Source organism: Citrobacter sp. LUTT5 (assembly GCF_009905315.1).
Classification (GTDB): domain Bacteria; phylum Pseudomonadota; class Gammaproteobacteria; order Enterobacterales; family Enterobacteriaceae; genus Citrobacter; species Citrobacter freundii.
This window is the reverse complement of record NZ_CP047606.1, coordinates 3607503-3634031: the sequence shown is the minus strand read 5'-3', so window position 1 is coordinate 3634031 and position 26529 is coordinate 3607503. Positions and strand designations below refer to the sequence as shown.

At 52.2% G+C, this 26529-nt stretch carries 24 protein-coding genes and 1 other annotated feature; of the genes, 13 read left to right on the top strand and 11 right to left on the bottom strand.

The features are described 5' to 3' along the window. The first annotated feature begins 164 nt into the window (after window positions 1-164). Together GUC46_RS17535 and ykgO are read left to right on the top strand one after the other, a co-directional pair. The gene (locus tag GUC46_RS17535) at window positions 165-425 is read left to right on the top strand and encodes a type B 50S ribosomal protein L31 (RefSeq protein ID WP_003021719.1); all 261 of its coding nucleotides are present in this window, start codon (window positions 165-167) and stop codon (window positions 423-425) included. Window position 426: 1 nt separating this feature from the next. After that, window positions 427-567: a type B 50S ribosomal protein L36 gene (gene ykgO / locus GUC46_RS17530; RefSeq protein ID WP_005125190.1), complete on the top strand. Its 141-nt coding sequence runs from the start codon at window positions 427-429 to the stop codon at window positions 565-567. Between the two features lie 78 nt (window positions 568-645). Here the strand turns inward: ykgO and GUC46_RS17525 are convergent, their stop codons facing one another. The 6 genes from GUC46_RS17525 to acrA all read right to left on the bottom strand — a co-directional run bounded on the left by GUC46_RS17525 (window position 646) and on the right by acrA (window position 7440). Then, window positions 646-1116 carry a YlaC family protein gene (locus GUC46_RS17525; protein ID WP_003021724.1) on the bottom strand — a complete coding sequence of 157 codons (471 nt, stop codon included), beginning with the start codon at window positions 1114-1116 and terminating at the stop codon, window positions 646-648. 116 nt (window positions 1117-1232) lie between these two features. Further along, complete coding sequence (maa, locus tag GUC46_RS17520) at window positions 1233-1784, bottom strand: maltose O-acetyltransferase (protein WP_003021728.1); 552 nt, start codon at window positions 1782-1784, stop codon at window positions 1233-1235. 181 nt (window positions 1785-1965) lie between these two features. Then, window positions 1966-2184, bottom strand: a complete 219-nt coding sequence (locus GUC46_RS17515; RefSeq protein WP_002892050.1) for an HHA domain-containing protein — start codon at window positions 2182-2184, stop codon at window positions 1966-1968. A 27-nt stretch (window positions 2185-2211) separates the two neighbouring features. Next, entirely contained in the window at window positions 2212-2586 is a 375-nt protein-coding gene (tomB, locus tag GUC46_RS17510) for an Hha toxicity modulator TomB (RefSeq protein ID WP_003021733.1), read from the bottom strand. A 488-nt stretch (window positions 2587-3074) separates the two neighbouring features. Continuing rightward, a complete protein-coding gene (acrB, locus tag GUC46_RS17505) occupies window positions 3075-6224 on the bottom strand; it encodes an efflux RND transporter permease AcrB (RefSeq protein WP_003021736.1) in 3150 nt (1049 codons plus the stop codon). Window positions 6225-6246: 22 nt separating this feature from the next. Further along, on the bottom strand, window positions 6247-7440 hold the full coding sequence (gene acrA, locus GUC46_RS17500) for a multidrug efflux RND transporter periplasmic adaptor subunit AcrA (protein ID WP_088902653.1): 1194 nt from the start codon (window positions 7438-7440) through the stop codon (window positions 6247-6249). A gap of 141 nt (window positions 7441-7581) precedes the next feature. Here acrA and acrR point away from each other — a divergent pair, with 141 nt between their 5' ends. Together acrR and mscK are read left to right on the top strand one after the other, a co-directional pair. Continuing rightward, window positions 7582-8232: a multidrug efflux transporter transcriptional repressor AcrR gene (acrR, locus tag GUC46_RS17495; RefSeq protein ID WP_003021744.1), complete on the top strand. Its 651-nt coding sequence runs from the start codon at window positions 7582-7584 to the stop codon at window positions 8230-8232. Between the two features lie 126 nt (window positions 8233-8358). Further along, window positions 8359-11724, top strand: a complete 3366-nt coding sequence (gene mscK / locus GUC46_RS17490; RefSeq protein ID WP_088902652.1) for a mechanosensitive channel MscK — start codon at window positions 8359-8361, stop codon at window positions 11722-11724. Window positions 11725-11799: 75 nt separating this feature from the next. On the opposite strand, the gene rsmS is transcribed toward mscK, so the two are convergent. Next, the gene (rsmS, locus tag GUC46_RS17485) at window positions 11800-11961 is read right to left on the bottom strand and encodes a pleiotropic regulatory protein RsmS (RefSeq protein ID WP_003021750.1); all 162 of its coding nucleotides are present in this window, start codon (window positions 11959-11961) and stop codon (window positions 11800-11802) included. Window positions 11962-11975: 14 nt separating this feature from the next. After that, window positions 11976-12503 (bottom strand): primosomal replication protein N'', encoded by a 528-nt coding sequence (priC, locus tag GUC46_RS17480; RefSeq protein ID WP_048233189.1) that lies wholly within the window; start codon window positions 12501-12503, stop codon window positions 11976-11978. A gap of 69 nt (window positions 12504-12572) precedes the next feature. On the opposite strand from priC, the gene GUC46_RS17475 reads away from it, so the two are divergent. The 8 genes from GUC46_RS17475 (at window position 12573) to hemH (ending at window position 20817) form a co-directional block, all read left to right on the top strand. Further along, window positions 12573-12950: a DUF454 family protein gene (locus GUC46_RS17475; protein WP_057101235.1), complete on the top strand. Its 378-nt coding sequence runs from the start codon at window positions 12573-12575 to the stop codon at window positions 12948-12950. A 193-nt stretch (window positions 12951-13143) separates the two neighbouring features. Beyond that, entirely contained in the window at window positions 13144-13695 is a 552-nt protein-coding gene (gene apt, locus GUC46_RS17470; RefSeq protein WP_003021759.1) for an adenine phosphoribosyltransferase, read from the top strand. Window positions 13696-13905: 210 nt separating this feature from the next. After that, on the top strand, window positions 13906-15837 hold the full coding sequence (gene dnaX / locus GUC46_RS17465) for a DNA polymerase III subunit gamma/tau (RefSeq protein ID WP_003847532.1): 1932 nt from the start codon (window positions 13906-13908) through the stop codon (window positions 15835-15837). After that, window positions 15170-15234: a sequence feature (DnaX frameshifting element), on the top strand. Its footprint overlaps the gene before it by 65 nt. 57 nt (window positions 15838-15894) lie before the next feature. After that, the gene (locus GUC46_RS17460; protein WP_003021764.1) at window positions 15895-16224 is read left to right on the top strand and encodes a YbaB/EbfC family nucleoid-associated protein; all 330 of its coding nucleotides are present in this window, start codon (window positions 15895-15897) and stop codon (window positions 16222-16224) included. Continuing rightward, window positions 16224-16829 (top strand): recombination mediator RecR, encoded by a 606-nt coding sequence (gene recR / locus GUC46_RS17455; RefSeq protein WP_003021767.1) that lies wholly within the window; start codon window positions 16224-16226, stop codon window positions 16827-16829. Before GUC46_RS17460 ends, recR begins: the two co-directional genes overlap by 1 nt. 110 nt (window positions 16830-16939) lie before the next feature. Next, entirely contained in the window at window positions 16940-18814 is a 1875-nt protein-coding gene (gene htpG, locus GUC46_RS17450) for a molecular chaperone HtpG (protein ID WP_003021770.1), read from the top strand. A 232-nt stretch (window positions 18815-19046) separates the two neighbouring features. Further along, entirely contained in the window at window positions 19047-19691 is a 645-nt protein-coding gene (adk, locus tag GUC46_RS17445) for an adenylate kinase (RefSeq protein WP_003021773.1), read from the top strand. A 163-nt stretch (window positions 19692-19854) separates the two neighbouring features. Continuing rightward, window positions 19855-20817: a ferrochelatase gene (gene hemH / locus GUC46_RS17440; RefSeq protein ID WP_061549372.1), complete on the top strand. Its 963-nt coding sequence runs from the start codon at window positions 19855-19857 to the stop codon at window positions 20815-20817. Here the strand turns inward: hemH and aes are convergent. Beyond that, window positions 20814-21773, bottom strand: a complete 960-nt coding sequence (gene aes / locus GUC46_RS17435) for an acetyl esterase (RefSeq protein ID WP_049015705.1) — start codon at window positions 21771-21773, stop codon at window positions 20814-20816. The genes hemH and aes overlap by 4 nt on opposite strands. A gap of 152 nt (window positions 21774-21925) precedes the next feature. Here aes and gsk point away from each other — a divergent pair, with 152 nt between their 5' ends. After that, window positions 21926-23230, top strand: coding sequence for an inosine/guanosine kinase (gsk, locus tag GUC46_RS17430; protein ID WP_003021781.1), 1305 nt, complete (start codon window positions 21926-21928; stop codon window positions 23228-23230). 91 nt (window positions 23231-23321) lie between these two features. On the opposite strand, the gene ybaL is transcribed toward gsk, so the two are convergent. Together ybaL and fsr are read right to left on the bottom strand one after the other, a co-directional pair. After that, window positions 23322-25001 (bottom strand): YbaL family putative K(+) efflux transporter, encoded by a 1680-nt coding sequence (ybaL, locus tag GUC46_RS17425; protein ID WP_003835904.1) that lies wholly within the window; start codon window positions 24999-25001, stop codon window positions 23322-23324. A 225-nt stretch (window positions 25002-25226) separates the two neighbouring features. Beyond that, entirely contained in the window at window positions 25227-26447 is a 1221-nt protein-coding gene (gene fsr / locus GUC46_RS17420) for a fosmidomycin MFS transporter (protein WP_003021788.1), read from the bottom strand. Window positions 26448-26529 lie beyond the last annotated feature (82 nt).

Sequence of the window (26529 nt, the reverse complement as noted above, 5' to 3'; positions counted from 1 at the left end):
TAGGGAAAGTATATCCGAAACCCCGAAAAGCTATTCGATTGACATCATATATTTACGGCCACTTATCATCCCGTTTAACTCCCTGTAGCGTAAATCAGATTGTGGTTTGTACAAGAGTGGTGTATTTTGTTGGTTATGTTATAACGTAACAAATTGAGGTTGCCATGAAACCGGATATTCATCCTTTTTACCGTACTGTGGTGTTTCACGATACCAGTGCCAATGAATTCTTTAAGGTCGGTTCGACCATTAAGACTGAGCGTGAAATTGAGTTTGAGGGGGAAATGTACCCGTACGTGACCCTCGATATCTCTTCTAAATCGCATCCGTATTATACCGGGAAACAAAAAACCTTTGATAATGAAGGTAGTGCAGCACGTTTCCAAAAACGTTTTGGTCATTTTATTGGCGTTAAGCGGGGTTAAAATGCAGGTACTCAATTCACTTCGCAGCGCAAAACAGCGCCATCCTGACTGCCAGATAGTAAAACGCAAAGGGCGTTTGTACGTTATCTGCAAAACGAATCCGCGCTTTAAAGCAGTACAGGGGCGTAAAAAGAGACGTTAGTTTCTTTGCCAGCATTTCAGGGATTAAAGTGCGTTGCCTGGGCAGGAACGCACTTTTTTTATCTGCGCTGAGATGCCGTTACTGGGTGGTCTGGGCGCGGGTAAGCGTAAAGACATCGTAAAACGAGAGTTCGCCTTTGCGCGATATCATCTTTTGCAGTTGTGCTTTATGTTCGCTATCCACGGACGGTGAGTGCAGGATAGTATCGATGAGTGAGGAGGGGACAAAGCGCGTGTTGTACCATTCTCCGTTATAGCAAACTCTAAAATCCAGAACGTCGATATCTTCAAAGCGGTACCGTGGCGCAACGTCGAAAAAGAAAAAGCCGTTGAGTACAACGAACAGCACCACCAGCAGCCATACTGAATCGACTAACGTTTCTGACTGTAGCATCACCGCCAGCGTGGCAAACCAGGCAACATACATGCCGATAAACAGCCCTGGGTGTTTGCGAATGAAGCTGATGCTAAAGCGCGGTTTGTTGTCGCGCTTCTCGCGAATATTTAAGTCGTCGATTGTTTCAGTAAGCAGGCGCTGTATTTCTGTCATCTCTTGCCTTCATGATATCTGCAAAATTCAGGAGGGATCGCCCTATTTTAAAAGGGGATACCCTTTTAAGAAAGTAACAGATTAACCGCAATTTAGCATAACAGTTACATTTAAGATCACAGCGTTTTGATGATCCTTGCGGGATTGCCCCCAACCACGGTGTTTGCTGGAACGCTTTTAGTGACTACTGCGCCTGATGCCACAACCACGTTATCGCCCAGCGTGACGCCAGGATTGATCACTGCACGGCCACCTATCCAGACATTATTGCCGATAGTCACGGGCTTTCCGAACTCCAGGCCACTGTTGCGCTCGGTAGCATCCAGCGGATGGGTCGCGGTATAGATATGAACGCCAGGTGCCAGCATGCAGTTGTCACCAATATGAATTGGACAGACGTCGAGCATAACGCAGTCGAAATTAGCGTAAAAGTCTTTACCAAGATAGATGTTATAACCGTAATCACACCGGAAAGAGGGTTCAATATAGGCACCCTCACTCTGACCTAACAGATCATGCAGGATTGCCTGACGCTCATTTTTTTCATCGGGAGCGGTGAGATTGTAACGATAGATCAATTGACGAGCGCGTAGTCGGTCACTGCGCAGTGTTTCATCTGCCGGGCGATAGTATTCGCCGGCGATCATTTTTTGCTTTTCATTACGCATTACGATTTCCCTGTGTACTGAAGGTTATTTCAGCACAGTAATACGTAATGCAAGCAAGGGGAACGTTCCCGCTTCTTTGCTGTGATCATAGTCACGTGATTTGAATTAAATAACCATTGTAAATACGAAAATGGTTAGCCAGACAACTGTGCCGCTATACCTGACTTAACCTTGAGTGCAATTAGCGAATGAATTTCCAAACAGAAGTTGGAATCTTGTCGTAAAGCTTATTCATGGTCAATTCAGCAAGGCGATGATCTGCTGCTGAGTAAAATACAGCCAGTTCGTTGTCGGACAATTCATATTTATTTTTTTCAATAACGCGCTCTAGCGTATCAATAGTCTGGCAACGTCGCAGGCGCATCAAATAATCTGTTTTAGTTAATGGTTTATCGGACATAACTCTTACCTATGATTGTAATAATTTTTAACAAGACAAACTAACAGGATTAGCCCTGGTGGCATTGACAAAACAGCGAAACAGTCGATTACCTGACTTCCGCCATTTCTGCAGATCCTGCGTATTAATACCATAACTGCTGAACAACATAAAAGTGTCATCCAGGTATTCATCTATCTGCGCGATCAGCTTATTGTCCTCATTGTACTTAATTTTATAATTAAGTGCGAAGGTTGCAATATGCTCTATCAGTTCATTGAGCTGCAAGCTGGTTGCAGAGGTAGGGTCATTAACCCAGCCATGGTTACTTTGTTCAAGGTTTGCAAGACAGTCATGATACAGAGTTTCGCAGAGAAATTTAAGCTGCGCGATATCATGTCTTTTGGGTGAGTATTCATCCATAACGCATCCCCTTCTTAGTGGCTTAAACTAACCGAACACCTTTCGGGATGGATACAACAACTACCTAGAACTTGCCCGCGACTCCTGATGATTTAACTATAATCTACTCTAAAAAAGATTTCATCGTCATATCACGAAAAATTACAATTATGTAAAATTATGATGCTACGTCATTTTTACATTTTAACAGATAAATGCCGCAATTCGAAATGGGACAGTTTCTTTATTCTTCGGGCAATCATCGGGTTATCTTGTTTAGGTTTAGCAACGAAAGGCAACAACCGACAATGAAAACCAGTGGATAGGATTAATCTTAATATTTATTAAAGTAAATAAGAACTCTCGCTGTTTTTTTAAGAATAGCCTTTAAGGCTGCAAGGATTATATCGCTTATTTACCCGATAGAAAATAAACGGAATGGCAATAAGTGATTTTTATGATTTTTCCAGAAAAAAGGCCGCTTGCGCGGCCTTATCTTTAGAGATGTATCAATGATGCTCTACTGAGTGGCTATGCTCAATATCTTCATTTTTGCGGCTAAAGCGGCGGCGTACCACCACAAAGAACACCGGAACAAAGAAGATCGCCAACACGGTTGCCGTCACCATCCCACCCATTACGCCAGTACCAACGGCGTTCTGCGCACCGGAGCCTGCGCCGGAGCTGATGACCAGCGGCATTACGCCCAGAATAAAGGCCAGTGACGTCATCAGGATTGGACGTAAACGCATGCGTACTGCGTCCAGCGTCGCCTCTATCAGACCTTTACCCTCTTTATCCATCAAGTCTTTGGCGAATTCGACGATAAGTATCGCGTTCTTCGCCGACAACCCAATGGTTGTAAGCAGGCCTACCTGGAAGTAAACGTCGTTGGTCAGGCCGCGGAACGTTGCTGCCAGCAATGCACCGATAACACCCAGCGGTACAACCAGCATTACGGAGAACGGAATTGACCAGCTCTCGTACAACGCTGCCAGACACAAGAATACGACGATCAGTGAAATGGCATACAAGGCAGGAGCCTGGTTGCCGGACAGTCGTTCCTGGTAGGACATACCGGTCCAGTCATAACCGATACCGGATGGCAGTTTGCTGGCCAGTTGCTCCATCATCGCCATGGCTTCACCGGTACTTTTACCCGGAGCGGCCTGGCCTAAGATTTCCATGGAAGGCAAACCGTTATAGCGTTCCAGACGCGGCGAACCGTATTCCCAACGTGAGGTAGAGAAGGCGGAGAACGGTACCATCTGTCCATCGCTACCGCGGACATACCAGTTTCCAATATCTTCCGGCAACATACGGTATTTCGCTTCAGACATGACGTAAACTTTCTTCACACGACCACGGTCGATGAAGTCATTCACGTAGCTTCCGCCCCATGCTGCACCCAGCGTTGTATTAATATCACTAATGGAAACGCCCAGCGCCTGCGCTTTTTCCTGATCGATATCGATCTTGAACTGCGGCGTATCTTCCAGACCGTTAGGACGAACACCGACCAACAGATCAGGATGCTTCGCGACTTCACCAAACAGTTGGTTACGCGCCTGAGTCAGCTTCTCATGGCCCAGACCCGCCTGGTCAATCAACTGGAAGTCAAAACCGGTTGCGGTCCCTAACTCCACAATCGCTGGCAGGTTAAAGGCAAAGACCATTGCGTCTTTAATCTGCGAGAATGCGCCCATTGCACGCTGAGTAATCGCTTCAACCTTGTTCTCTTCGCCAGGACGTTCACTCCAGTCTTTCAAAGAAACGAACGCGATGCCGGTGTTCTGACCACGACCAGCAAAACCGAAACCGTTAACGGCAAACACCGATTCAACGTTCGCTTTTTCCTTGGTCAGGTAGTAATCCGTCATTTCGTCCAGTACCTTCTGGGTACGCTCTTGCGTCGCACCCGCTGGCAGCTGAGCCATAGACAGGAATACCCCCTGGTCTTCATCTGGCAGGAACGAACTTGGCAGACGAACGAACAGATAGGCCATGCCCACAACGATAATCAGATACAGCGCCAGATAACGACCGGTGCTGCGCAGAATACCGCCCACGCTATCGGTGTAATGATGCGTGCTCTTATCGAACATGCGGTTAAACCAGCCGAAGAAGCCTTTTTTGCCTTCTCCGTGATCGCCTTTAGCAATCGGTTTGAGCATGGTCGCACACAGGGCAGGGGTCAGAATCAATGCCACCAGTACAGACAGCGCCATCGCGGAAACAATGGTGATGGAGAACTGACGGTAAATTGCACCGGTCGACCCCCCGAAGAACGCCATCGGGATAAATACCGCTGACAGCACCATCGCGATACCCACCAATGCGCCCTGAATCTGGCCCATCGATTTTCGCGTTGCTTCCTTCGGCGGTAGTCCTTCCTCAGCCATTACACGTTCAACGTTCTCGACCACCACGATGGCGTCATCCACCAGCAGGCCGATGGCGAGCACCATCCCGAACATCGTCAGGGTATTTATTGAGAAGCCGAAAATCGCCAGGACGGCAAACGTACCCAAGAGTACCACCGGCACGGCGATAGTCGGAATCAGCGTCGCGCGGAAGTTCTGCAGGAACAGATACATTACCAGGAACACGAGGATGATTGCTTCTGCCAGCGTTTTCACTACTTCGTGAATAGAAATTTTCACGAACGGCGTGGTGTCATACGGGTAAACGATCTTCAGACCTGACGGGAAGAACGGCTCCATCTTCTTCAGTTCTTCGCGGATAGCGTTTGCGGTGTCCAGGGCGTTAGCACCTGTTGCCAGCTTGATACCCAGACCGGATGCCGGTTTACCGTTGAACTTCGCAATGATGTCGTAGTTCTCACCGCCCAGTTCCACTTTCGCTACGTCACGCAGACGAACCTGGGAACCATCCTGATTCACTTTCAGCAGGATTTTGCCGAACTCATCAGCGGAGGTCAGACGGGTTTGCGCAATGATCGATGCGTTAAGCTGCTGACCTTTCACCGGCGGCGTACCACCTAACTGACCGGCTGCAACCTGGGCGTTCTGCGCTTTGATGGCGCTGATTACATCAACCGGTGTCAGCTGGAAGTTGTTCAGTTTGTTCGGATCCATCCAGATACGCATCGCGTACTGAGAACCAAACAGCTGAACGTCGCCCACGCCTGAAGTACGGCTAATGGCATCCTTCATGTTGGCGCCAACGTAGTCGGAAATATCCTCCTGCGTCATGGTGCCGTTGGTGTTGATAACACCGACAACCATCAGGAAGCTGCTGGATGACTTCTCAACGCTAACCCCTTGCTGCTGTACTTCCTGAGGCAGCAACGGCATGGCCAGCTGCAGTTTGTTCTGCACCTGTACCTGCGCGATATCCGCATCAGTACCAGACTGGAAGGTTAGGGTGATCTGCACGGTACCCGTGGAGTCACTGTTAGAGGACATGTACATCAGGTTATCGATACCGTTCATGTTCTGTTCGATAACCTGCGTAACAGTATCCTGTACTGTTTTGGCATCAGCGCCAGGATAGGTCGCGGAGATCGTCACTGCTGGCGGTGCAATAGTCGGATATTGCGCTACCGGCAATTTGAGGATCGCGAGCCCCCCTGCCAACATGATGATAATGGCGATCACCCACGCAAATATTGGGCGATCGATAAAGAAATTAGGCATGTCTTAACGGCTCCTGTTTAAGTTAAGACTTGGACTGTTCAGGCTGGCTACCGCTTTGGCCTTGCTGGTTGTTTTCAGCGGTGATTTCCTGCGCTTTTACCTGCGCGCCAGGACGTACTTTCTGCAGCCCAGTAACAATCACGCGGTCGCCCGGCTTAAGTCCATCAGTGACTAACCATTTGTCGCCAATCGCTTGTGCGGCGACAATTTGACGAGTTTCAACTTTGTTGTCTGCACCGATAACCAATGCACTGGCATCGCCACGCGGTGTGCGGGTAACGCCTTGCTGTGGAACCAGTAATGCTGTTGGGTTAATCCCTTCTTCCAGACGTGCGCGGACGAACATACCCGGCAGTAAGGTATGATCCGGGTTCGGGAAAATTGCGCGTAACGTAATCGACCCAGTGGTTTGATCTACCGTCACATCAGAAAATTCCAGCGTACCGGACTGCGGGTATTTAATGCCGTCATTGGTCACCAGTTCGACTTTCGCTTTACCGTTCTCTTGCTTCAGCGTGCCGTTGGCCAGCTCTTGTTTCAGGCGCAGGAAGTCGTTGCTTGACTGCGTCACGTCTACATAGATGGGATCCAACTGCTGAACGGTCGCCAGTGCGGTCGCCTGACCGTTTTGCACCAGAGCGCCTTCCGTAACGGATGATTTACCAATGCGACCGCTGATCGGTGACGTCACTTTGGTGTAAGCCAGATTGATGCGTGCAGTTTCTACCGCAGCTTTCGCGGCAACAACGGCGGCGTTTGCCTGCTGTGCGTCAGCCAACGCGCTATCGTAGTCCTGTTGGCTGATGTACTTAGTACCCAACAGTTTCTGATAACGTTTCACCGTCAGTTGAGCAATATTTGCTGCGGCTTGTGCTTTGGCCAGATCGCCTTTTGCACTTTCATAAGCGGCCTGGTAAGTAGCAGGATCAATCTGATAGAGAGATACACCCGCTTCGATGTCACCACCTTCCGTGAAATTACGTTTCAGGATAATCCCGCTAACCTGAGGACGAACTTCAGCAATACGAAACGCACTGGTGCGACCCGGAAGTTCGGTTGTGATCTGTAGAGGTTCAGTTTTGAGCGTAACAACTCCAACCTCTGGCATTTGCTGGCCCCCTTGCTGGGCCTGTTTGTCGTCACATCCTGTTAGCGCTAAGCTGCCTGAGAGCATCAGAACGACTGCCAGAGGCGTTAACCCTCTGTTTTTGTTCATATGTAAACCTCGAGTGTCCGATTTCAAATTGATCAATGGCTTAAAGCCCATAAACCCATTGCTGCGTTTATATTATCGTCGTGCTATGGTACATACATTCACAAATGTATGTAAATCTAACGCCTGTAAATTCACTGACCTATGGCACGAAAAACCAAACAACAAGCACAGGAAACACGACAACACATTCTTGATGTCGCTCTGCGTATGTTTTCGCAACAAGGGGTCTCATCCACCTCGCTGGCTGAGATCGCAAAAGCCGCTGGTGTGACGCGCGGTGCAATCTATTGGCATTTCAAAAACAAATCGGATTTATTCAGTGAAATCTGGGAGCTAGCAAAACCTAACATTGATGAGTTAGAGACTGAGTATCAGGCAAAATTCCCTGACGATCCACTATCAGTATTAAGAGAAATTTTAATTTACGTTCTTGAAACTACCGTGACAGAAGAACGCCGACGTTTATTGATGGAGATTATATTCCACAAATGCGAATTTGTCGGGGAAATAGCATCAGTTCAGTTAGTCGAACGTAGCCTGTGTCTGGAAAACTATGACCGTATAGAAAAAACGTTACGCCACTGTATGGATGTCAACATGTTGCCGGAAAACCTGAACACACGTCGTGTAGCGGTGTTAATGCGTAGCTATATTTCCGGGATCATGGAGAACTGGTTATTTGCTCCCGAATCGTTTGATCTGAAGAATGAGGCTCGTCAGTACGTGGCGGTGCTGCTGGAGATGTGTCTGCTTTGTCCAAGCTTGCGCCTGCAGGCAGGAGAGACAAGCTAGTTTGCCATTCTGCACCAGGAATTCTCCTGGTCGTTTTGCCTGCTGCTATTCTGCCGGTCACAGCCGTGATATTCTTGCCGCTTGACTATTTCCGGTCACTTTCCCGGTTCAGAAACATTCATTCTCATGACTATGTTGCAGCTCTATAAACGTTCACAGCATGTAATTGCTATTAGCATACTTTTCTTCATTCTATTGTTATCCTGCCAGTCATCTGCATTTGCGCGGGCGCAACAGAGTGGTGAACTGCCGACGAAAGCAGATATTCAGAGCCAACTGGACGCACTGAGTAAACAAAAAGATCTCTCCGCGCAGGATAAGCTGGTCCAACAGGATCTCATCGATACTATCGCCACGCTGGATAAAATCGATCGCGTGAAAGATGAGACCGTACAGCTTCGCCAGAAAGTGGCCCAGGCGCCGGAGAAAATGCGCCAGGCGACGGATGCGCTAAATTCGCTCAGCGATGTCGACAATGACGACGAAACGCGAAAAACGCTGAGCACGCTTTCCTTACGACAGCTTGAGTCACGCGTCGCGCAGGTGCTCGATGACCTGCAAAGCTCGCAAAACGATCTGGCCACGTATAACAGCCAGCTGGTGTCGCTCCAGACTCAGCCAGAGCGCGTACAAAATGCGATGTACACCGCGTCGCAGCAGATGCAGCAAATCCGCAACCGACTTGATGGTACTAATGTAGGCGAAGGTGCTTTACGCCCCAGCCAGCAGGTGCTGTTACAGGCGCAGCAGGCGCTGCTGAATGCGCAGATCGACCAACAGCGTAAGAGCCTTGAAGGTAATACGATTTTGCAAGATACCTTGCAAAAACAACGTGATTACGTGACGGCGAACAGTAACCGCCTTGAGCATCAGCTCCAGCTCCTGCAGGAAGCGGTGAACAGCAAGCGACTGACGTTAACCGAAAAAACGGCGCAGGAAGCAGTCACGCCGGATGAAGCCGAGCGTATTCAGTCCAATCCGTTAGTGAAGCAGGAGCTTGATGTTAACCATCAGCTCAGCCAGCGTCTGATTGCCGCGACCGAAAACGGCAACAGCCTGATGCAGCAAAATATCAAAGTCAAAAACTGGCTTGACCGCGCGCTGCAATCCGAACGTAACATTAAAGAACAGATCGCCGTTCTGAAAGGCAGTCTGCTGCTGTCGCGTATTCTGTATCAGCAACAACAAACGCTGCCGTCGGCGGATGAACTTGCCGATATGACCAATCGGATCGCCGACTTGCGTCTGGAGCAGTTCGAGGTCAACCAGCAGCGCGACGCGCTGTTCCAGAATGATGCGTTTGTCGCCAAACTGGAAGAAGGGCACAGCAACGAAGTTAACGGCGAAGTCCATGATGCCTTACTGCAGGTTGTGGATATGCGTCGTGAACTGTTGGATCAGCTCAATAAGCAACTGGGCAACCAGCTGATGATGGCGATTAATCTGCAAATTAACCAGCAGCAGTTAATGAGCGTGTCGAAAAACCTGAAAGGGATCCTCACGCAGCAGATTTTCTGGGTTAACAGTAACCGTCCGATGGACTGGGACTGGATCAAAGCTTTCCCGCAAACGCTTAAAGACCAGTTTAAGTCGATGAAAATCACGGTGAACTGGGAAAAAGCGTGGCCCGCAGTATTTATTGCGTTCCTGGCGGGATTGCCGCTGCTGCTCATTGCCGGGTTAATCCGCTGGCGTCTGAAATGGTTGAAAGAGTATCAGGCGAAATTAGCCGCTGCGGTGGGTAACCTGCGTAATGACAGTCAGCTCAACACGCCAAAAGCGATTCTGATCGATCTCATCAGAGCCTTGCCGGCGTGCCTGATTATCCTTGCGGTAGGTCTGATTCTGCTTACCATGCAGTTGAATATCAGCGACCTACTGTGGGCGTTCAGTAAGAAGATGACAGTCTTCTGGCTGGTGTTTGGTTTGTGCTGGAAGGTGCTGGAAAAAGATGGCGTGGCAATTCGTCATTTTGGTATGCCAGCAAAACAAACTAGCCATTGGCGCCGCCAAATCGTGCGTATTAGCCTGGCGCTGTTGCCGCTTAATTTTTGGTCGGTCATTGCTGAACTGTCACCGCTCAATCTGATGGACGATGTGCTGGGTCAGGTGGTGATTTTCCTCAACCTGCTGCTGATCGCCTTCCTGGTATGGCCAATGTGCCGCGAAAGCTGGCGTGATAAAGAGTCGCACGGTCTGCGTCTGGTGACGATTACCGTGCTGTCTATTATCCCGATAGCATTAATGGTGCTGACGGCGACCGGCTATTTCTACACCACGCTGCGTCTGGCGGGACGCTGGATTGAAACGGTTTATCTGGTCATTCTCTGGAACCTGCTGTACCAGACCGTACTGCGTGGATTGAGCGTCGCGGCACGCCGTATCGCCTGGCGTCGTGCGCTGGCGCGTCGTCAGAACCTGGTGAAAGAAGGTGCGGAAGGTGCCGAACCGCAGGAAGAACCGACCATCGCGCTTGAGCAGGTTAACCAGCAAACGCTGCGTATAACTATGCTGGTGATGGTTGCCCTGTTTGGTGTCTTGTTCTGGGCCATTTGGTCTGATTTGATCACCGTGTTCAGCTATCTCGACAGCATTACGCTCTGGCATTACAACGGTACCGAAGCGGGTGCGGCAGTGGTGAAAGACGTCACCATGGGTAGCCTGCTGTTTGCGATTATTGCCTCAATGGTCGCGTGGGCGCTGATCCGTAACTTACCCGGCCTGTTGGAAGTGCTGGTGCTCTCGCGACTGAAGATGCGTCAGGGCGCTTCGTATGCGATCACCACGATCCTTAACTACGCGATCATCGCCATCGGCGCGATGACGGTCTTCGGATCGCTCGGTGTTTCGTGGGATAAACTACAGTGGCTGGCAGCAGCCCTGTCGGTTGGTCTTGGTTTTGGTTTGCAGGAAATCTTCGGTAACTTTGTTTCGGGTCTGATTATTTTGTTTGAACGCCCGGTCCGCATCGGCGATACCGTGACTATCGGTACGTTCTCAGGAACGGTCAGCAAGATCCGTATCCGTGCCACCACCATTACCGACTTCGATCGCAAAGAGGTGATCATCCCGAACAAAGCCTTTGTGACGGAGCGTTTGATCAACTGGTCGCTTTCCGATACCACCACGCGTCTGGTGATCCGCATCGGCGTGGCCTACGGTTCGGATCTGGACAAAGTGAAGAAAGTGCTGCTGCAGGCGGCGATGGAACACCCGAAAGTGATGCACGATCCGGAGCCTGCTGTGTTCTTTACCGCCTTCGGCGCCAGCACGCTGGATCATGAACTGCGTTTATACGTGCGTGAACTGCGCGATCGTAGTCACACGGTTGATGAACTGAACCGTGCGGTCGATCGTTTGTGCCGTGAAAACGACATTGATATCGCCTTTAACCAGCTTGAAGTGCACCTGCACAACGCGAAGGGCGACACCGTGACCGAGGTTAAGCGTGACATCATTAAAGGTGATGATTCGACGCCTTCGGTAGGTTAATAGAAAAACTCATCAGGCCTGCGAGCTTCGATTCATTCGTAGGCCTGGTAAGTGCAACGCTATCAGGCATTTCAGCTATAGCGCGTTTTTTGAAGAAGAGAGCTGTTTCTTTTCGTAATCCCGTTTAACAATCTCCAGCGCCTTCAGTACGGTTTCAGGTGCAACCTGATTTTCCTCAAGTAAAACAATCAAATCGACGGCCAGTTTGACCTCGTCCGGGGCGTTCTCTAATGACATAAATTCTCCGGGGATTAACGGGTTAAACGCGCCAACACGTTTTCTATTCTTGCCAGAGCATGACGGCAGCGCGCCAGTCGCGCCTCGAATGCTTCTACTTCACGATGCAGTTTTTGCTGTTCTGCAAAGCCGGTAGCCTGAGCCAGACGCTCTTTGCGTTCACGCGTCATTTCAACCAGACGGCGTTCAAACTCCTGATGTTGGACCCGCTTGCGCTGCCAGCGCGCCAGACCTGGAGATGAGCTGTCCCACTCGCGTAGCGACCAACTGGCAGTTTCACGTGAAATCGCCTCTAACTGTGAGGCAAGGTGTTCCGCAAGCCAGGTGATTTGTGGTAGTTGTTGCTGCTCAACGGCGCGACGTAGGGCAGTAAGATTATCGTCAGCTTCATCCAGGCAGGCCTGCAGCAATGTGCTGCGCGTGTGAAACAGATGCCTGTCAAAGCGGGCGCTAAGCGTTGTGTGGTGCGCCAGCGGAGCACAACGCTGTCGCAGGCGGTTAAGCTGGTTTTCGAGCGTCTGTAACAGCATGGCGGTTTTCACAACAACACTCCGATGAAAATGAGAACTGTTATGCTAAAGTAGCGATTCTCTGTGTTAAGTACTGATATTATGCAACGCATTATTCTAATCATCATTGGCTGGATAGCGGTAGTGCTAGGTACGCTGGGCGTAGTATTGCCTCTGTTACCGACGACGCCGTTTATACTGCTGGCCGCCTGGTGTTTTGCCCGCTCATCGCCGCGTTTTCACGACTGGTTGCTTTACCGTTCGTGGTTCGGCGGGTATCTGCGTCACTGGCAAAAACATCGCGCGATGCCGCCGGGAGCAAAACCGCGCGCTATTTTGTTGATTCTGGTGACGTTTGCTATTTCCCTCTGGCTGGTCAATATGATGTGGGTACGCGGCCTGCTGCTGGTTATTCTCGTCTGTTTACTGATTTTTATGTGGCGGATCCCGGTGATTGATGAAAAACAACAAAAGCAGTAAAGCGCAATAATCGCTGTTGCAATTGTCTCTCGCAGCCAGTAAATTCGACCGTTTTCGAGCACAGGCGCAGATGGTCAAAGGTTAACCAAGTGTAACCTTGGCCCTAATATAGACACAAAATCATTCAAGATACGTCGAGGATGAAGTGTATAGTGCGCCGTGAAGTAATACTGTATTAATCAGGCACAAACTTATGACCGCGACTGCACAGCAGCTTGAGTTTCTCAAAAATAGCATCAAAAGCATCCACGACTACCCAAAACCGGGCATTCTTTTCCGTGATGTCACCAGTTTACTGGAAGATCCGAAAGCCTACGCCCTCAGCATTGAATTGCTGGTTGAGCGCTACAAAAATGCGGGGATCACTAAAGTGGTTGGCACCGAAGCGCGTGGCTTCCTGTTTGGCGCGCCGGTAGCGTTGGGGCTGGGCGTCGGCTTTGTTCCGGTACGCAAACCGCGTAAGCTTCCGCGTGAAGTTATTGCTGAGACCTATGAGCTGGAGTACGGCACCGATCAGCTGGAAATCCACGTTGATGCCATCAAACCGGGTGATAAAGTCCTGGTTGTGGACGATCTTCTGGCAACTGGCGGCACGATTGAAGCGACCGTGAAGCTGATCCGCCGTCTGGGTGGCGAAGTGACCGATGCTGCCTTTATCATTAACCTGTTTGATCTGGGCGGCGAGCAGCGTCTGGAAAAGCAGGGGCTGACCTGTTATAGCCTGGTTCCATTCCCGGGCCACTAATTTAGGGCTATCTTTTTTGCCATTTTGGCCCCGGTCAGTGCTCGAAATCCTCACGTACTGCGTGTACGCTCCGGTTTCTGTGCGCTGCCCGAAACCAAACTGACTGCAACGATAACGCCCGAATATAACGTGTCAACCTCGCCGTTGCTGCGAGGTTGTGTTAGCATTACCCTCCTGTGAATCCACCCTCCAGCCTTTCAGAGCCTGCCAATGAGTTATCAGGTCTTAGCCCGAAAATGGCGCCCACAAACCTTTGCTGACGTCGTCGGCCAGGAACATGTGCTGACGGCACTGGCGAACGGCTTGTCGTTAGGGCGTATTCATCATGCTTATTTGTTTTCCGGCACCCGTGGCGTCGGAAAAACCTCTATCGCCCGCTTGCTGGCGAAGGGATTAAACTGTGAAACTGGCATCACCGCTACGCCGTGCGGCGTGTGCGATAACTGCCGGGAAATTGAGCAGGGGCGTTTTGTCGATTTGATTGAAATCGATGCCGCCTCACGCACTAAAGTCGAAGATACTCGCGATCTGCTGGATAACGTTCAGTATGCGCCCGCGCGCGGGCGCTTTAAGGTCTATTTGATCGACGAAGTGCACATGCTGTCGCGCCACAGTTTTAACGCCTTGCTGAAAACGCTCGAAGAGCCGCCCGCGCACGTCAAATTCCTGCTGGCGACCACCGATCCGCAGAAGCTGCCGGTGACCATCCTGTCGCGCTGTCTGCAATTCCATCTTAAAGCGCTGGATGTCGAACAGATTCGCCATCAGCTTGAGCATATTCTCAAAGAAGAGCATATCGCCCATGAACCGCGTGCGCTGCAACTGCTGGCTCGCGCCGCAGACGGCAGCCTGCGCGATGCACTAAGCCTGACCGATCAGGCGATTGCCAGCGGCGATGGTCAGGTCTCGACCGACGCGGTCAGCACCATGCTCGGCACGCTGGACGACGACCAGGCGCTCTCGCTTGTTGAAGCGGTTGTGGCTGCGGACGGCGAACGCGTGATGACGCTGGTAAACGACGCCGCCGCGCGTGGTATCGAATGGGAAGCGCTGCTGGTTGAGATGTCGGCTTTGCTGCATCGTATTGCGATGGTTCAGCTTTCACCTGCCGCGCTCGGTAGCGATATGGCCGCCATTGAACTGCGTATGCGTGAACTGGCGCGAATTGTACCGCCTACCGATGTGCAGCTTTACTACCAGACCCTGTTAATCGGGCGCAAAGAACTGCCGTATGCGCCGGACAGGCGAATGGGCGTCGAAATGACGCTGCTGCGTGCGCTGGCTTTTCATCCGCGCATGCCGCTCCCGGAACCTGAAGTCCCGCGCCAGTCGTTTGCCCCGGTCGCACCCACAGCGGTGATGACCCCGACGCAGGTGCCACAGCAGCAACCTGCGCCAGCGCAACAGCAACAGAATGTGCCGCTTTCCGATGCCACCAGTCAGGTGCTGGCGGCGCGCAGTCAACTGCAACGTGCTCAGGGAGCAACCAAAGCAAAAAAGAGTGAACCGGCAGCCGCTTCCCGCGCGCGGCCGGTGAATAATGCTGCGCTGGAAAGACTGGCTTCGGTGTCGGAACGTGTTCAGGCGCGTCCGGCAGTCTCTGCGCTGGAAAAAGCACCGGCGAAGAAAGAAGCGTATCGCTGGAAAGCGACCAATCCTGTTGCAGAAGTCAAAGAAGTCGTCGCCACGCCGAAAGCGCTGAAAAAAGCGCTTGAGCATGAAAAAACGCCGGAACTGGCAGCAAAGCTTGCGGCTGAAGCCATTGAACGCGACCCGTGGGCCGCCCAGGTGAGCCAGCTCTCGCTGCCTAAACTGGTGGAGCAGGTGGCGCTTAATGCCTGGAAAGAAGAGAATGGCAACGTGGTTTGCCTGCACCTGCGTTCCACGCAGCGACACCTTAATTCCAGTGGCGCGCAGCAAAAACTGGCCGAAGCACTGAGTTCCTTAACGGGGTCAACGGTTGAATTGACCATCGTTGAAGATGATAATCCTGCGGTGCGTACGCCGCTGGAGTGGCGTCAGGCCATTTATGAAGAGAAGCTCGCGCAGGCGCGTGAGTCGATTATTGCGGATAATAACATCCAGACGCTGCGTCGTTTTTTCGATGCGGAGCTGGACGAAGAGAGTATTCGCCCCATTTGATCGTCAGCCTAATGGTTTGACGGTCGTCATCCCTTAACGTGATTGAGAGAGAAGCCTATGTTTGGTAAAGGCGGTCTGGGTAACCTGATGAAACAGGCCCAGCAGATGCAAGAAAAAATGCAGCAGATGCAGGAAGAAGTCGCCAAGCTGGAAGTGACCGGCGAATCTGGCGCGGGTCTGGTAAAAGTGACCATCAACGGCGCGCATAACTGCCGTCGCGTGGAGATCGATCCAAGCCTGCTGGAAGACGACAAAGAGATGCTGGAAGACCTGGTTGCTGCGGCATTCAACGACGCGGCGCGTCGCATTGAAGAGACGCAGAAAGAGAAGATGGCCTCTGTTTCTTCCGGAATGCAGCTGCCGCCTGGCTTTAAGATGCCGTTCTGATGCAAACCAGCCCGCTGTTAACTCAGCTTATGGAAGCACTGCGCTGTCTGCCGGGCGTTGGCCCGAAGTCGGCGCAGCGCATGGCGTTCACGCTGCTTCAGCGCGATCGCAGCGGCGGGATGCGTCTGGCGCAGGCGTTAACGAAGGCGATGTCGGAAATCGGCCACTGTGCCGATTGCCGCACCTTCACAGAGCAGGACGTCTGCAACATCTGTTCGAACCCGCGTCGCCAGGAAAACGGTCAGATTTGCGTGGTGGAGAGTCCGGCGGACATCTACGCCATTGAGCAAACCGGGCAATTTTCCGGACGTTACTTCGTGCTGATGGGACACCTGTCGCCGCTGGACGGTATCGGGCCTGATGATATCGGGCTGGATCGTCTTGAACAGCGACTGGCGTCTGAGCAAATCAACGAACTGATTCTGGCGACCAATCCCACGGTCGAAGGAGAGGCGACCGCCAACTATATTGCTGAGCTTTGCATGCAATATGGCGTTGAAGCCAGCCGTATCGCCCATGGCGTTCCGGTAGGCGGCGAGCTGGAAATGGTCGATGGCACCACGCTGTCGCACTCTCTGGCAGGACGACACAAGATTAAATTCTGAACAAACGGAGGCCGCGACGGCGGCTTCCGCTTGAAATCCTTCCCGCTTGTCCCCATTTCACCCTCAACGTGTTTTTACCATTGAATATGGCATTGTTGAGGTAGATCTACATGAAAGGACAAGAAACTCGTGGTTTTCAGTCAGAAGTAAAACAGCTTCTGCACCTGATGATCCATTCTCTGTATTCCAATAAAGAAATCTTCCTGCGTGAGCTTATCTCTAACGCCTCGGATGCGGCAGACAAGCTGCGTTTCCGCGCACTGTCTAACCCGGACCTGTATGAAGGTGACGGTGAGCTGCGTGTGCGTGTTTCCTTCGATAAAGATAAGCGTACGTTGACCATTGCCGATAACGGCGTGGGGATGAATCGTGATGACGTTATCGATCATCTGGGGACCATTGCGAAATCCGGCACCAAATCTTTCCTCGAATCCATGGGCTCCGATCAGGCGAAAGACAGCCAGTTGATTGGTCAGTTCGGGGTTGGTTTCTACTCTGCCTTCATCGTGGCGGACAAAGTCACCGTGCGTACCCGTGCTGCGGGTGATAAGCCGGAAAACGGCGTGTTCTGGGAGTCCGCGGGCGAGGGTGAGTACACCGTTGCTGATATTACCAAAGAAGACCGTGGTACCGAAATTACTCTGCATCTGCGTGAAGGCGAAGACGAGTTCCTCGATGACTGGCGCGTACGTTCCATCATCAGCAAATATTCCGACCATATCGCGCTGCCGGTAGAGATCGAAAAATCCGAAGAAAAAGACGGCGAGACCGTGGTTTCCTGGGAAAAAATCAACAAGGCGCAGGCGCTGTGGACCCGTAACAAGTCGGAAATCAAAGACGACGAGTACAACGAATTCTACAAGCACATCGCCCACGACTTCACTGACCCGCTGACCTGGAGCCACAACCGTGTGGAAGGTAAGCAGGAGTACACCAGCCTGCTGTATATCCCGTCGCAGGCGCCGTGGGATATGTGGAACCGCGATCACAAGCATGGTCTGAAACTGTACGTCCAGCGTGTCTTCATCATGGACGATGCCGAGCAGTTCATGCCGAACTACCTGCGCTTTGTCCGTGGTTTGATAGATTCTAACGATCTGCCGCTGAACGTTTCTCGCGAGATCCTGCAGGACAGCACCGTCACCCGTAACCTGCGCAGCGCGCTGACCAAACGCGTACTGCAGATGCTGGAAAAACTGGCAAAAGACGACGCGGAAAAATACCAGACTTTCTGGAAGCAATTCGGCCTGGTGCTGAAAGAAGGCCCGGCGGAAGACCACGCCAACCAGGAAACGATCGCTAAACTGATGCGCTTCGCGTCTACGCACACTGACTCCTCCGCGCAAACCGTGTCGCTGGAAGATTACGTGTCGCGAATGAAAGAAGGGCAGGAGAAAATCTACTACATCACTGCAGACAGCTATGCGGCGGCGAAGAGCAGCCCGCACCTGGAACTGCTGCGTAAGAAAGGCATCGAAGTGCTGCTGCTTTCTGACCGCATCGATGAGTGGATGATGAACTACCTGACCGAGTTCGACGGTAAGGCATTCCAGTCCGTTGCTAAAGCTGACGAGTCCATCGACAAGCTGGCGGATGAAGTTGACGAATCGGCAAAAGAAGCGGAAAAAGCGCTGACGCCGTTCGTTGAGCGTGTGAAAACCCTGTTGGGTGACCGCGTGAAAGAAGTGCGTCTGACTCACCGTCTGACCGACACGCCAGCCATCGTTACCACCGATGCGGATGAAATGAGCACCCAGATGGCGAAACTGTTTGCCGCTGCAGGCCAGGCCGTACCGGAAGTGAAATATATCTTTGAACTGAACCCGGACCACGTGCTGGTAAAACGCACGGCGGATACTCAGGACGAAGCACAGTTCAAAGAGTGGGTTGAGCTGCTGCTGGATCAGGCGCTGTTTGCCGAGCGCGGCACGCTGGAAGACCCGAACCAGTTCATTCGTCGTATGAACCAGTTGCTGGTATCCTGATACCTGTAATGTAATGCCGGATGGCGCTAACGCTTATCCGGCCTACAACATCTTTTTGATCGTAGGCCGGATAAGGTGTTTACACCGCCATCCGGCAATTTCTTTCCTTATTTTCAATTTTCCCGCCATTAACCGTTTCAGCGCAGACTACCTTCCTTGAGCCAATTGCGTGATGGTGGTATCGTTTAGCGCTTTTTAAAAAATATCGACAACCTTTAAGGGGATTTTCGTAATGCGTATCATTCTGCTTGGCGCTCCGGGCGCGGGTAAAGGAACTCAGGCTCAGTTCATCATGGAGAAGTATGGTATTCCGCAAATCTCCACCGGTGATATGCTGCGTGCCGCCGTGAAATCTGGCTCCGAGCTGGGCAAACAAGCGAAAGACATCATGGACGCCGGTAAGCTGGTGACTGATGAGCTGGTGATCGCGCTGGTAAAAGAGCGTATTGCTCAGGAAGACTGCCGTAATGGTTTCCTGCTTGATGGCTTCCCGCGTACTATTCCGCAGGCAGACGCCATGAAAGAAGCGGGCATCAACGTGGACTACGTTCTGGAGTTTGACGTACCTGACGAACTGATCGTTGACCGTATCGTCGGTCGCCGCGTACACGCTGCTTCTGGCCGCGTTTACCACATCAAATTCAACCCGCCTAAGGTTGAAGGCAAAGACGACGTGACCGGCGAAGAGCTGACCACCCGTAAAGACGATCAGGAAGAGACCGTACGTAAGCGCCTGGTGGAATACCATCAGATGACCGCACCGCTGATTGGCTACTACTCTAAAGAAGCGCAGGCGGGTAACACCAAATACGCGAAAGTTGATGGCACTCAGGCAGTTGCTGACGTGCGCGCAGCGCTGGAAAAAATCCTCGGCTAATTTTTTCGCGTAATAAACCTCTTATCAGGTCTGCCATTATCTCGTAGGCCTGATAAGCGCATCGCCATCAGGCAAATTCTCGTCTTACCTTTCACAGCAATTAGTTCTTCTTTACCGCTTTTCCGCTACAATTATCAACAATTTGAATCGATAAGAGGCGGTAATGCGTCAGACGAAAACCGGTATCCTGCTGGCAAACCTCGGCACTCCCGATGCCCCAACTCCCGAAGCCGTTAAGCGCTACCTGCGCCAGTTTTTAAGCGATCCACGCGTAGTTGATACGTCCCCTGCACTGTGGTGGCTGCTGCTGCGTGGTGTGATTTTGCCGCTGCGAGCGCCGCGTGTGGCAAAGCTGTACCAGTCAATCTGGATGGAAGACGGTTCCCCGCTGATGGTCTACAGCAAGGCGCAACAGCAGGCGCTAGCACAACGTCTGCCTGATACCCCTGTCGCGCTGGGGATGAGCTACGGTTCTCCATCGCTCGAAAGCGCGGTCGATGAACTGTTGGCAAGCGGAGTGGAACACATGGTGGTGTTACCGCTGTACCCGCAATATTCCTGTTCGACGGTTGCAGCAGTCTGGGACGAGCTGGCGCGCATCTTAGCGCGTAAACGTGGTATTCCCGGCGTCTCTTTTATTCGTGATTACGCCGATGACAGCAGCTACATTGATGCGCTGGCCAAGAGTGCCCGGGATTCATTCGCTCAACATGGCGAACCTGATTTACTGCTGCTCTCCTACCACGGCATTCCGCAGCGCTACGCCGATGAAGGCGATGACTACCCGCAGCGCTGTCGCGATACGACGCGTGAGCTGGTTTCAGCGCTTGGTCTGCCGCCGGAAAAAGTCATGATGACCTTCCAGTCTCGCTTTGGCCGCGAACCCTGGCTGACGCCGTATACCGACGAAACGTTAAAAATGCTGGCGGAGAAAGGAACCAGACATATCCAGGTTATGTGTCCGGGCTTCGCGGCTGATTGCCTCGAAACGCTGGAAGAGATAGCGGTGCAAAACCGGGAGATTTTCCTTGAGGCTGGCGGTAAGCAATATGAGTATATTCCGGCGTTGAATGCCACACCGGAACATATCGAAATGATGGTTAAACTGACCGCCGCCTACCGCTAAAGCTGTTGCTTAAAGAAACGCGCGCCGTCCTGCAGAGCTTCATCGGCGGTTTTCATCACCCGCGAATAGTGCAGGAAGGCGTGCAGCGTACCGGGATACATTTTGTACTGGCAGGGCTGCTGATGCGCCTGTAACGTCTGGAATAATAAGCGGCTATCGTCAATCAGTGGATCGAACTCCGCGCCGGCGATAAAACACGGCGGCACGTCACGCGTCAGGTCGTTATTAAACAGGCAATAGTACGGTGACTCGCGATCGTCAGCGCTACGTAGGTACGCGTTTTCATACATCTGCAAGTCCTCGCGGGTTAACCCATCCCACGCTCCGCCCATCAGCCGTCGGCTCAGTGAATCCTGTAGCCCGTAAAGCCCATACCACAACAGCACGCCAGCCACCTTGCCGCAGGCAATGCGTTTATCCCGCAGCCACAGCGCGCTGGCAAGCGCCAGCATGGCTCCGGCGGAATCGCCCGCAAAACCAATCGTATTGATATTGAGGGAATAGTCGCCAGCATGTTGATGATAGTACTGGCAAACGGCGACGATCTCTTCGATGGCTTGTGGGTAGCGGGCCTCCGGCGCCAGCGAATAGTCGATGCCGATCACCGTGCACTGGGTGTAATGCGCAAGTAAACGCATAATACGGTCATGGGTATCCAGATTACCGAGAATAAAACCGCCGCCGTGCAGGTAATACAGCGTGGCCTGGCTTTGGGGCTGCGGAGCGTAGATGCGTGTGGCAACGGGGCCGCACGCGGTAGAAATCACGCATTCTCGGGTATGCATCTGCGGGGCATCGGCATTCCACAGCCGCCGCTCATGAATGTAGTGTTGGCGCTGGGCCACGAAGTCATCGGCAGCGGGCCACGGCGGCAAATCGTCGCGATGAAAATTCACCACGCTTTTCATTTCATCCGAAATTTTGTCGAGTACGGGGATTTTGTTTTCCGGCTTCATAAAACGCTCCTTGTGAAGGTGAGTTATTGTAGAAATTAATCCCGGATAAACTGCGATCTCACCGTCCGATATTGAAACTCAGCGTCGCATCGCATGCGCAGCAGGGAATGTGCTACCATGCATCGCTCAGTTAACCACCCGTAAAATCGACCATGAAATTTCCCGGTAAACGTAAATCCAAACACTATTTTCCCGTCAGCGCGCGCGATCCGTTGTTGCAACAAATTCAGCCAGAAAATGAAACCAGCGCAGCCTGGGTGGTGGGCATCGACCAGACGCTGGTGGATATTGAAGCCAAAGTGGATGATGACTTTGTAAAACGTTATGGATTAAGCGCCGGGCATTCTCTGGTGATCGCCGATGATGTCGCAGAAGCGCTCTATCAGGAACTGGTGCGTGAAAATTTGATCACCCATCAGTTTGCGGGCGGTACGATCGGTAACACGATGCACAACTACTCCGTGCTGGCGGATGACCGCTCGGTGCTGCTGGGCGTGATGTGCAGCAATATCGAGATTGGCAGCTATGCGTACCGCTATTTATGCAATACCTCCAGCCGTACCGATCTGAACTACCTGCAAGGCGTTAATGGACCGATTGGTCGTTGCTTTACGCTGATTGGTGAATCCGGAGAGCGTACCTTCGCAATCAGCCCTGGGCATATGAATAAGCTACGGGCGGATAGCATCCCTGAGTCGGTGATTGCCGGAGCGTCCGCGTTGGTGCTGACGTCCTATCTGGTGCGCTGCGAGCCGGGCGAGCCGATGCCGGAAGCGACCATGAAGGCGATTGAATACGCTAAAAAACACAATGTGCCGGTGGTACTGACGCTGGGCACCAAATTCGTCATTGCCGATAACCCGCAGTGGTGGCAGGCATTCCTCAAAGAGCATGTCTCTATTCTGGCGATGAATGAAGAAGAGGCTGAAGCGCTGACCGGCGAGAACGATCCGCTGCTGGCGTCTGACAAGGCGCTGGACTGGGTGGATCTGGTGCTGTGCACTGCGGGTCCGGCGGGTCTGTATATGGCGGGCTTTACGGAAGAAGAAGTCAAACGTAAAACCCAGCATCCGCTGCTGCCTGGAGCGATTGCCGAATTCAATCAGTACGAATTCAGCCGCGCCATGCGCCATAAAGACTGTACCAATCCGCTGCGTGTGTATTCGCACATTGCACCGTATATGGGCGGGCCAGAAAAGATAATGAATACCAACGGTGCTGGCGACGGCGCGCTGGCGGCATTGCTGCATGATATTACTGCCAACAGCTATCACCGCAGTAACGTGCCTAACTCCAGCAAGCACAAGTTCACCTGGCTGACCTATTCGTCGCTAGCCCAGGTGTGTAAATATGCTAACCGCGTGAGTTACCAGGTGCTGAACCAGCATTCACCGCGCCTGACGCGCGGTTTGCCGGAACGGGAAGACAGTCTCGAAGAGTCGTACTGGGATCGCTGAGTTCTTGCCCGATGGCGCTACGCTTATCGGGCCTACGCGTAGCAATAGCAGGCCGGATAAGGCGTTTTACGCCGCCATCCGGCACGTAACATTAACTGGCGGTAGCAACTTCACCGGCAGGCGGCGTTTCAATTAGCTCCAGCATGGTACGGGCGATTTCACGCTCGCCCATGACGACCTGATTGGCTCCGCGCTCAGTAATATATTCCACCTCATCGTCATAATGTGCGCGGGCGATAATCTCAATCGACGGGCACTTCTCACGAGCGGAAGCGACAATTTCACCCGCTTCATAGCCATTCGGAATGGTTAGCAACAGCCAGCGTGCGCAATCCAGATGCGCCAGATTCATAATCTCTTCGTTAGCGGCATTTCCCAGCACCGCGCGGATCCCACGCTCGCGCAGTTCATCCACCCGGGTACGTGAGGTTTCGATAACCACCAGCGGGATCCCGGCAGCCATCAATTTCTCACCCAGCAGGCTGCCGACGCGACCAAAGCCAACCAGCAGGGCGTGATTGCAGATATCCACCGGAATTTGCTTCTCTTCTTCGATAGCCTCTTCCAGAGTCTGCTCTTCCAGCGTTTCTGTTTTGGCGAGATATTTTTCTAACACCGCGAACAGCACCGGGTTGAGCATTATGGACAGGATTGCCCCTGCCAGCACCAGATTCTGTCCGGCCTGCGGCAGCAGGTTTAACGCCATTCCCAGACCCGCCAGGATAAAGGCAAATTCACCAATCTGCGCCAGACTGGTGGCAATGGTGAGCGCCGTGCGTTGAGAGTGACCAAACATGCGCACCAGGAAATAGGCGGCAAGGGATTTACCAAAGATGATAATCGCCAGCGTGCCCAGTACTGCCAACGGCTGCTGGATCAGGACTAACGGATCGAACAGCATTCCGACGGAAACGAAGAACAGCACGGCGAACGCATCGCGCAGCGGCAGGGTGTCATGCGCCGCACGGTGGCTCAGCTCAGATTCATTCAGCACCATACCGGCGAAGAACGCGCCCAGTGCAAAGGAGACATCGAACAGCTCTACTGCGCCGAAGGCGATACCTAAGGCGAGGGCGAGGACTGAGAGGGTAAACAGTTCGCGTGAACCGGTTGCGGCGCTGCGGGCCATAATCCACGGTACCAGGCGACGACCCACCAGCATCATAATCGCGATAAACGCCACCACCTTACCGATGGTAATGCCCATATCGACAGCCAGCGAAGCGAAGCCGACATCTTCTTTTTCCAACATTCCGGCGACGGCTGGCAGGAGAACCAGCGTCAGCACCATCATCAGATCTTCGACAATCAGCCAGCCAATGGCAATTTGCCCGCGCTGGCTGTCAATGAGCTGTCGTTCTTCAAGCGCACGCAGTAGCACCACGGTGCTGGCGGTTGAAAGACACAGACCAAACACGATCCCCACCATCAGCGACCAGCCTAATACAGCTGAAAGCGCCATACCCAGCAGCGTTGCCACTGCTATCTGGGCAATCGCGCCGGGAATGGCGATTGACTTTACCGCCATCAAATCCTTCAGGGAAAAGTGCAGCCCGACGCCGAACATCAGCAGAATAACGCCAAGCTCGGCCAGTTCAGGCGCGAGCTTAGTATCAGCAACAAAACCAGGTGTAAATGGACCGGCCAGAACGCCCGCTAACAGATATCCCACCAGAGGAGAAATACGTAGTTTATTGGCAATCATGCCTAATATAAAAGCGAGCACAAGGCCGCCGACAATGGTGGTGATAAGCGGGGTGGCGTGATGCATTCCGTCTCCTTTGGTTGCTGTGATGATCCTAAAAACCCAAACTACGAGTAATAGTTTATGACAATTTTAATGTTTATGTTTATGAATAATTATTGAATTTTGAAGAAAACGGGATTTTAAGCGTAAAAAAGCACGGATCGGAAAACTACGAGGGGATGTTTGAGGCAAACGCTGATGGTCACTGTAAGTGATGACGACCAAAGTTTACCTTTGGCCGTCAGAAAATCAGGCTTTATGTCGGTTATCAGGTAAGAATATGGTCAGTATCCCCAGAAGTGGCAGGAAAGCACATATTTTGTAGACCAAATCGATACTGGTATGGTCGGCAATCAGCCCTAACACCGCGGCTCCCAAGCCACCCATGCCGAAGGCAAAACCGAAAAATAACCCAGAAACCATGCCGATACGCCCAGGAAGCAGCTCCTGTGCGTAAACCAGAATGGCAGAAAACGCCGATGCGAGGATAAAACCAATGATCACGGTTAAAATCCCGGTCCATTCCAGCGTTGCGTAGGGTAAAACGAGGGTAAATGGCGCAACGCCGAGGATAGACCCCCAAATAACATATTTTCTGCCAATTTTATCGCCTAATGGTCCGCCAATCACCGTCCCGGCCGCGACGGCAAACAGGAAGGCAAACAGGTGAAACTGGGCGTTTTGTACCGATAATCCGAATTTTTGCATCAGGTAAAAGGTGTAATAGCTGCTGATGCTTGCCATATAGAAGTATTTGGAGAAAATCAGTACCAGCAGGATGCTTACAGCCAGCACCACTTTATTACGCGGCAACGGATTAACGATAGCGACCTTCGGCTTTCCTTTACTCATCCGATGCTGCGCGGCATACCAACGGCTGATTTGTGCCAGGACGACAATCGCTAATAGCGCAGCCAGAACAAACCAGGCCACATTACCCTTACCATATGGCGCAATGATGACAGCCGCCAGCAACGGTCCCAGTGAGCTGCCGAAGTTGCCGCCAACCTGGAAAATCGATTGGGCAAGGCCGTGGCGACCGCCGGAGGCCATACGCGCCACACGGGACGATTCCGGGTGAAATACCGAAGAGCCGGTGCCAACCAGCGCCGCGGCGAGCAGCACCATATGGAAGCTGCCGGCCATGGCCAGCAAAACAAGCCCGCTCAGCGTGAAGCACATTCCTATGGGCAGCGACCACGGCATCGGGTATTTGTCCGTCCAGTAACCCACCACCGGTTGCAGCAGCGAAGAAGCTAGCTGGAAGGTTAGAGTGATCATCCCGATCTGCATAAACGTCAGCGAGAACTCTGACTGCAATAGCGGATAAATCGCCAGGATCAGCGACTGAATCATATCGTTTAGCAAATGGGAGAGGCTGATCGCTCCTAAAATGCCAAATGAGGTGCGTGCTTTAGCAACCGACGCTGACGCGCCAGCCACAGGCTGGGTTGGTTCACTTATTGCCATAGAAAGTCACTTCTGTTTGGGTTGCGATTATGAGGGTAATCTAATTTGTTATTATTACCTGACTAACATACCTGCGGAAGGT